At 63.5% G+C, this 7,375-nt stretch carries 4 protein-coding genes and 1 pseudogene; all 5 read right to left on the bottom strand.

Annotated elements, in window-relative coordinates:
• The coding region (locus ACI2JH_RS19400; RefSeq protein WP_404736976.1) for a GTP-binding protein at positions 1 to 112 on the bottom strand (112 nt) is incomplete at its 3' end.
• A 137-nt stretch (positions 113 to 249) separates the two neighbouring features.
• Complete coding sequence (gene rpsG, locus ACI2JH_RS19395) at positions 250 to 717, bottom strand: 30S ribosomal protein S7 (protein ID WP_042615315.1); 468 nt, start codon at positions 715 to 717, stop codon at positions 250 to 252.
• Between the two features lie 11 nt (positions 718 to 728).
• Positions 729 to 1,103 (bottom strand): 30S ribosomal protein S12, encoded by a 375-nt coding sequence (gene rpsL / locus ACI2JH_RS19390; protein WP_042615316.1) that lies wholly within the window; start codon positions 1,101 to 1,103, stop codon positions 729 to 731.
• Positions 1,104 to 1,393: 290 nt separating this feature from the next.
• Entirely contained in the window at positions 1,394 to 5,638 is a 4,245-nt protein-coding gene (gene rpoC, locus ACI2JH_RS19385; RefSeq protein ID WP_404736975.1) for a DNA-directed RNA polymerase subunit beta', read from the bottom strand.
• An 89-nt stretch (positions 5,639 to 5,727) separates the two neighbouring features.
• Positions 5,728 to 7,311: pseudogene (gene rpoB / locus ACI2JH_RS19380) on the bottom strand (DNA-directed RNA polymerase subunit beta); the annotation flags it as partial.
• Positions 7,312 to 7,375 lie beyond the last annotated feature (64 nt).

Here is a 7,375-nt window from a genome sequence, read left to right as displayed (position 1 = left end):
GGCTCTTGCCGGTGTAGAACAGGATGCGCTCGGACGTGGTGGTCTTGCCGGCATCGATGTGGGCCATGATGCCGAAATTGCGGTAACGCTCGATGGGAGTGGTGCGGGCCACGGGGAGCCTCTCGATTTCTTGGATTTCGGATGGCCGAACGCCGCCTTTCGGCGGCCTTCGGATTGGCGCGACCCTTCCGGGGTCGCGGGGCAGCACTCAGATGGTGCTGCCCTGCCTGTTTTGCAAGGCCGTCAAACTCACCAGCGGTAGTGGGCGAATGCCTTGTTGGCTTCGGCCATACGGTGGGTTTCTTCGCGCTTCTTGATGGCGCCGCCACGGTTTTCCGAGGCATCGATCAGTTCAGCAGCGAGCTTCTTCGGCATGGTGTTCTCACCACGCTTGCGCGCGGAGTCGATCAGCCAACGCATGGCCAGGGCCATCTTGCGCGAGGAACGCACTTCGACCGGCACCTGGTAGGTGGCACCACCGACACGGCGGGACTTGACCTCGACCGACGGCGCAACGTTGTCCAGCGCCTTCTGCACCAGCTCGATCGAGTTGGCGTTCTTTTCGCTGATCACGTCCATCGCACCGTAGACGATCTTCTCGGCCACGGACTTCTTGCCGCTCAGCATCACCATGTTGATGAAGCGGGCGATCGTTTCACTTCCGTGCTTCGGATCGGGCAGGACGGAACGCTGGGGAGTATTACCTTTACGCGACATGTGCTCTCTCCTTATGCCTTCGGACGCTTGGCGCCGTACTTCGAACGGGCCTGGCGACGCTTGGCGACACCGGAGGCATCGAGCGAACCGCGAACAGTGTGGTAACGCACACCCGGCAGATCCTTGACGCGACCGCCGCGGATAAGGACCACGGAGTGCTCCTGCAGGTTGTGGCCTTCACCACCGATGTAGCTGATGACCTCTTCCTGGTTGGTCAGGCGGACCTTTGCAACCTTGCGGAGGGCCGAGTTCGGCTTCTTCGGGGTGGTGGTGTAGACGCGCGTGCAGACGCCACGGCGCTGCGGGCACTTCTCGAGCGCCGGCGAGGCACTCTTGTAGGTGGTAGCTTGCCGCGGCTTGCGGACCAGCTGGTTGATCGTCGCCATCAGTAGGTTCTTCTGATTGGGGCCAGCAGATGCCGGCCAGAGATGCGGAAATGTTAAAGCAGACCATTACTGGCCTGCTGAGACAGACGATTGTAGCAACCTGCCAGAAACGCAGTCAAATGCGCTCCTGTCAAGCCCTTCCTTATCCTGGAAGGTTACGGGGGGGCCTCCATGTACCCCGTTCAGACTGGCGGGAGAGACCGGAGTCTCCCCTGCCCTTTCACTACCACCCGGCCATTGGCCCGGTGCTGCAACCCGGCAGGTCCGGTCTTTCAACCGGACCGCCTTGCTTACTCGTCGCTGCCCGGAGCCTGGTCGGCTTCGGCAGCGGCTTCGATCACCGGCTCGGCGACAACGGCGGCAGGGGCAACCGGGGTACCGGCCAGCGTCTGCATTTCCGAATCGGTCAGCCCGCTCGCGTTGCGGCGGCGGTTGGCGTGATACGACAGGCCGGTACCGGCCGGGATCAGGCGACCGACGATGACGTTTTCCTTCAGGCCACGCAGGTTGTCCTTGGTGCCGCGGACGGCAGCTTCGGTCAGCACGCGGGTGGTTTCCTGGAAGGACGCCGCCGAGATGAACGACTCGGTGGCCAGCGAGGCCTTGGTGATGCCCAGCAGGACCGGATCGTACTGCGCCGGCAGTTCGCTACGGGCACCGAGGCGTGCATTCTCCTCGATAACGCGCTGACGTTCCACCTGTTCGCCATTCAGGAACTTGCTGTTGCCCTGGTCGGTGATCTCGACCTTGCGCAGCATCTGGCGGGTGATCACCTCGATGTGCTTGTCGTTGATCTTCACGCCCTGCAGGCGGTACACGTCCTGGATTTCCTTGACCAGGTAGGCGGCCAGCGGTTCCACACCCAGCAGGCGCAGGATGTCCTGCGGGCTCGGCTCGCCGTCCACGATGGTCTCGCCCTTGGTCACGTGCTCACCTTCGAACACGATCACCTGGCGGTACTTCGGAATCAGCTCTTCGTGTTCCGAACCATCGGTGTCCTTGATGATCAGGCGCTGCTTGCCCTTGGTGTCCGGGCCGAAGCTGATGATGCCCGAACGCTCGGCCAGCACCGCCGGATCCTTCGGCTTGCGTGCTTCGAACAGATCGGCGACGCGCGGCAGACCACCGGTGATGTCGCGGGTCTTGGAGGCTTCCTGCGGGATCTTGGCGACCACGTCACCCACGCCGACGGCGGCGCCGTCCTGCAGGTTGACGATGGAGCGCGGCGGCAGCAGGTACTGGGCCGGCATGTCGGTGCCCGGGATCAGCAGGTCGTTGCCCTTGGCATCGACGATGCGGATCAGCGGACGCAGGTCCTTGCCCATCGAGCCGCGACGCTTCGGATCGGTGATCTCGCGCGAGGCCAGGCCGGTCAGTTCGTCGGTCTTCTCGATGACGGTGATGCCGTCGACGAAGTCGATGAAGCGCAGGAAACCTGCGACTTCCGACACGATCGGGTGGTTATGCGGATCCCAGTTGGCCACAGTCTGGCCAGCCTTCACTGCATCGCCGTCCTTGGACGCGATCATCGAGCCGTACGGCAGCTTGTAACGCTCGCGCTCGCGGCCATGGGCATCGAGCACCGAGATTTCGCCCGAGCGCGACACCGCCACCAGCGAACCGTTGGCGTGCTCGACCGACTTCAGGTTGTTGAACTTCACCGAACCGGTGGTCTTGACGGTGATGTTGTCCACCGCTGCCGCACGCGATGCCGCACCACCGATGTGGAACGTACGCATGGTCAGCTGGGTACCCGGCTCACCGATCGACTGCGCGGCGATGACGCCGACCGCTTCACCGATGTTGACGATGTGGCCACGGGCCAGGTCGCGGCCGTAGCAGCGACCGCAGACGCCGAACGCGGAGGCGCAGGAGATCGTCGAACGGACCTTGATGGTCTGCACGCCGGCATCTTCCAGCTTGGCCACCCACGCTTCGTCGAGCAGCGTGTTGCGGGTCACGATCGGATCTTCGTCGTTGCCCGGCAGGAACACGTCCTCGGCCACGACACGACCCAGCACGCGGTCCTTCAACGGCTCCACGACGTCGCCGCCTTCCACGATCGGGGTCATGGTCAGGCCTTCGGTGGTACCGCAATCCACTTCGGTGATCACCACGTCCTGCGCCACGTCCACCAGACGACGGGTCAGGTAACCCGAGTTGGCGGTCTTCAGCGCGGTATCGGCCAGACCCTTACGGGCACCGTGGGTGGAGTTGAAGTACTCCTGCACGTTCAGGCCTTCACGGAAGTTCGCCTTGATGGGCGTCTCGATGATGGAGCCATCCGGACGCGCCATCAGGCCACGCATACCGGCCAGCTGGCGGATCTGCGCCTGCGAACCACGCGCACCGGAGTCGGCCATGATGTACAGCGAGTTCATCGACTTCTGGTCGATGATGTCACCCTTGGAATCGGTGACCTTCTCGGTACCGATGGTGTCCATCATCGCCTTGGCGATGCGCTCGTTGGTGCGCGACCAGATGTCGACCACCTTGTTGTAACGCTCGCCGGCGGTGACCAGGCCCGACTGGTACTGCTCCTGGATTGCCTGCAGGTCGGCTTCGGCCTCGGTGAGGATGCCGCGCTTCTCGTCCGGGATCAGCATGTCGTCGATGCCGATCGACACGCCGGCGCGGGTTGCGTAGGCGAAGCCGGTGTACATCAGCTTGTCGGCGAACACGACCGTGTCCTTCAAGCCCAGCTGGCGGTAGCTGGAGTTGATCAGGCGGCTGATGTTCTTCTTGGTCAGCTCGGTGTTGGCCAGCGCGAACGGCAGGCCTTCCGGCAGGATTTCGGCCAGCAGCGCACGACCGATCGTGGTCTCCACGATCGAGGTCTTGTCCTGCTTGTTGCCGTCTTCGTCGGTCACCACTTCGGTGATGCGGACCTTGACGCGTGCGTGCAGTTCCACCACGCGGTTGTCATAGGCGCGCTTGACTTCGGCGATGTTGGCGAAGGCCATGCCCTCGCCCTTCTTGTTCACCAGCGAGCGGGTCATGTAGTACAGACCCAGCACGACGTCCTGCGAGGGCACGATGATCGGCTCGCCGTTGGCCGGCGACAGGATGTTGTTGGTGGACATCATCAGCGCACGCGCTTCCAGCTGGGCTTCCAGCGAGAGCGGCACGTGGACGGCCATCTGGTCACCGTCGAAGTCGGCGTTGAACGCGGTGCAGACCAGCGGATGCAGCTGGATGGCCTTGCCTTCGATCAGCACCGGCTCGAACGCCTGGATGCCCAGGCGGTGCAGGGTCGGCGCACGGTTCAGCATCACCGGATGTTCGCGGATGACCTCTTCCAGGATGTCCCAGACTTCGGCTTCTTCGCGCTCGACCAGCTTCTTGGCGGCCTTGATGGTGGTGGCCAGGCCACGACGCTGTAGCTTGGCGAACACGAACGGCTTGAACAGTTCCAGCGCCATCTTCTTCGGCAGGCCGCACTGGTGCAGGCGCAGGTACGGACCGACCACGATGACCGAACGGCCCGAGTAGTCCACGCGCTTGCCCAGCAGGTTCTGGCGGAAGCGACCCTGCTTGCCCTTGATCATGTCGGCCAGCGACTTCAGCGGGCGCTTGTTGGTGCCGGTGATGGCACGGCCACGACGGCCGTTGTCCAGCAGGGCATCGACCGATTCCTGCAGCATGCGCTTTTCATTGCGCACGATGATGTCCGGCGCGCTCAGTTCCAGCAGGCGACGCAGGCGGTTGTTGCGGTTGATGACGCGGCGGTACAGGTCGTTCAGGTCGGAGGTCGCGAAGCGGCCACCGTCCAGCGGAACCAGCGGACGCAGGTCCGGCGGCAGCACCGGCAGCACGGTCATCACCATCCATTCCGGACGGTTGCCCGATTCCAGGAAGGCTTCGATCAGCTTGATGCGCTTGGTGAGGCGCTTGAGCTTGGTTTCCGAACCGGTGCTGGCGATCTCTTCGCGCAGGCGGGTCATTTCCGACTGCAGGTCGATGGTGCGCAGCAGTTCGTACACGGCCTCGGCGCCCATGGCGGCGTCGAAGTCGTCGCCGTGTTCCTGGCGTGCGGTCAGGTACTGCTCTTCGGTCAGCAGCTGGCGGCGCTCCAGGGCGGTCAGGCCCGGCTCGGTCACCACGTAGGCTTCGAAGTACAGCACGCGCTCGATGTCACGCAGGGTCATGTCCAGCATCAGGCCGATGCGCGACGGCAGCGACTTGAGGAACCAGATGTGCGCGACCGGCGAAGCCAGGTCGATGTGGCCCATGCGCTCGCGGCGCACCTTGGCCAGGGTCACTTCGGTGCCGCACTTTTCGCAGACCACGCCGCGGTGCTTCATGCGCTTGTACTTGCCGCACAGGCACTCGTAGTCCTTGACCGGTCCGAAGATCGCGGCGCAGAACAGGCCGTCACGCTCGGGCTTGAACGTACGGTAGTTGATGGTTTCCGGCTTCTTCACTTCGCCGAACGACCACGAACGGATCAGGTCGGGCGACGCCAGCGCGATCTTGATCGCGTCGAAATCCAGCGTCTGTCGCTGCTGGTTGAAGAGGTTGAGCAGGTCTTTCATGGTGTTCTCCAGAAGGAGGAATGCGTTGTCGATGGGCTGTCAGGACTAAGCGGCGGCGCTGCTGCCCGGGAGCAGCAGCGCCTGCGCGATCAGTTGTCTTCCAGTTCCATGTTGATGGCCAGCGAACGGATTTCCTTCACCAGCACGTTGAAGGATTCCGGCATGCCGGCCACCATCTCGTGCTCGCCGTCGACGATGTTCTTGTACATCTGGTTGCGGCCCTGCACGTCATCGGACTTCACCGTCAGCATTTCCTGCAGGGTGTAGGCCGCGCCGTAGGCTTCCAGCGCCCAGACTTCCATCTCACCGAAGCGCTGGCCGCCGAACTGCGCCTTGCCGCCCAGCGGCTGCTGGGTGACGAGCGAGTAAGGACCGGTCGAACGGGCGTGCATCTTGTCGTCGACCAGGTGGTTCAGCTTCAGGTAGTGCATGTAGCCGACGGTGGTGTGGCGATCGAATGCCTCACCGGTACGGCCGTCATACAGCTGGGTCTGGCCGCTGGTCGGCAGGTCCGCCAGTTCCAGCATGCGCTTGATCTCCGCTTCGGTGGCACCGTCGAAGACCGGCGTTGCCATCGGCACGCCGTCGGTCAGGTTGCCGGCCAGGCGCAGCAGCTCTTCATCGCTGAACTGGGTCAGGTCGACATGGGTGGCCACGTTGTCGCTGTCGTGGTTGTACACCTCGTCCAGGAACACGCGCAGCTGCGCCACGGCGGCCTGGGCTTCCAGCATGCCCTGGATCTTGCGACCCAGGCCCTTGGCGGCCCAGCCCAGGTGGACTTCAAGGATCTGCCCGATGTTCATGCGCGACGGCACGCCCAGCGGGTTCAGCACGATGTCCACGGTCTCGCCCGAGGCCATGTACGGCATGTCTTCGACCGGCACCACGTTGGAGACCACACCCTTGTTGCCGTGGCGGCCTGCCATCTTGTCGCCCGGCTGGATGCGGCGCTTGACGGCCATGAACACCTTGACCATCTTCAGCACGCCCGGGGCGAGGTCGTCGCCGGCGGTGATCTTGCCGCGCTTGTCGGCGAAGCGACGCTCGAATTCCTTCTCGTGCGCCTGGATCTGCTTCTGGGCGCGTTCGATGGCCTCCGAGGCGTCCTCGTCCTTCATGCGCAGCACGAACCAGTCAGCCTTCTTCAGGCCGTCCAGGTAGGCGTCGGTGATGACGTCGCCCTTCTTCAGGTTGGCACCGCCGTTGACCACCTTGCCGACGATCTGCGAACGCAGGCGGGCGTAGATGGCACCTTCCAGGATGCGGTACTGGTCGTCGAAGTCCTTCTTGACGCGCTTGATCTCGGATTCCTCGATCTGGCGCGCACGCTTGTCCTTCTCGATGCCGTCGCGGGTGAAGACCTGCACGTCGATGACGGTGCCGTCCATGCCCGGCGGCACGCGCAGCGAGCTGTCCTTCACGTCCGAAGCCTTCTCGCCGAAGATCGCGCGCAGCAGCTTCTCTTCCGGGGTCAGCTGGCTTTCACCCTTCGGGGTGACCTTGCCGACCAGGATGTCGCCGGCGCGCACTTCGGCACCGATGTACACCACGCCGGATTCGTCCAGGCGGTTCAGCGCCTGCTCGGACACGTTCGGGATGTCGGCGGAGATTTCCTCCGGCCCCAGCTTGGTGTCACGCGCGACGCAGGTCAGCTCTTCGATGTGGATCGTGGTTTAAGTTTGCTATTCCAACTTGTGATCTGATTTCAGGTTGTAGTATTTGTTTTTGTTTATGTTT

The organism is Stenotrophomonas sp. NPDC078853 (assembly GCF_044901215.1).
Lineage (GTDB): Bacteria > Pseudomonadota > Gammaproteobacteria > Xanthomonadales > Xanthomonadaceae > Stenotrophomonas > Stenotrophomonas lacuserhaii.
Note: the sequence above shows the minus strand (reverse complement) of the source record. Positions and strands in the feature narration are given on the sequence as shown.

What these genes read in the sequence shown, in the direction of transcription:
- rpsL (WP_042615316.1), bottom strand. Translation starts at nt 1,103, where the DNA reads ATGGCGACGATCAACCAGCTGGTCCGCAAGCCGCGGCAAGCTACCACC.
- rpsG (WP_042615315.1), bottom strand. Translation starts at nt 717, where the DNA reads ATGTCGCGTAAAGGTAATACTCCCCAGCGTTCCGTCCTGCCCGATCCG.
- rpoC (WP_404736975.1), bottom strand. Translation starts at nt 5,638, where the DNA reads ATGAAAGACCTGCTCAACCTCTTCAACCAGCAGCGACAGACGCTGGAT.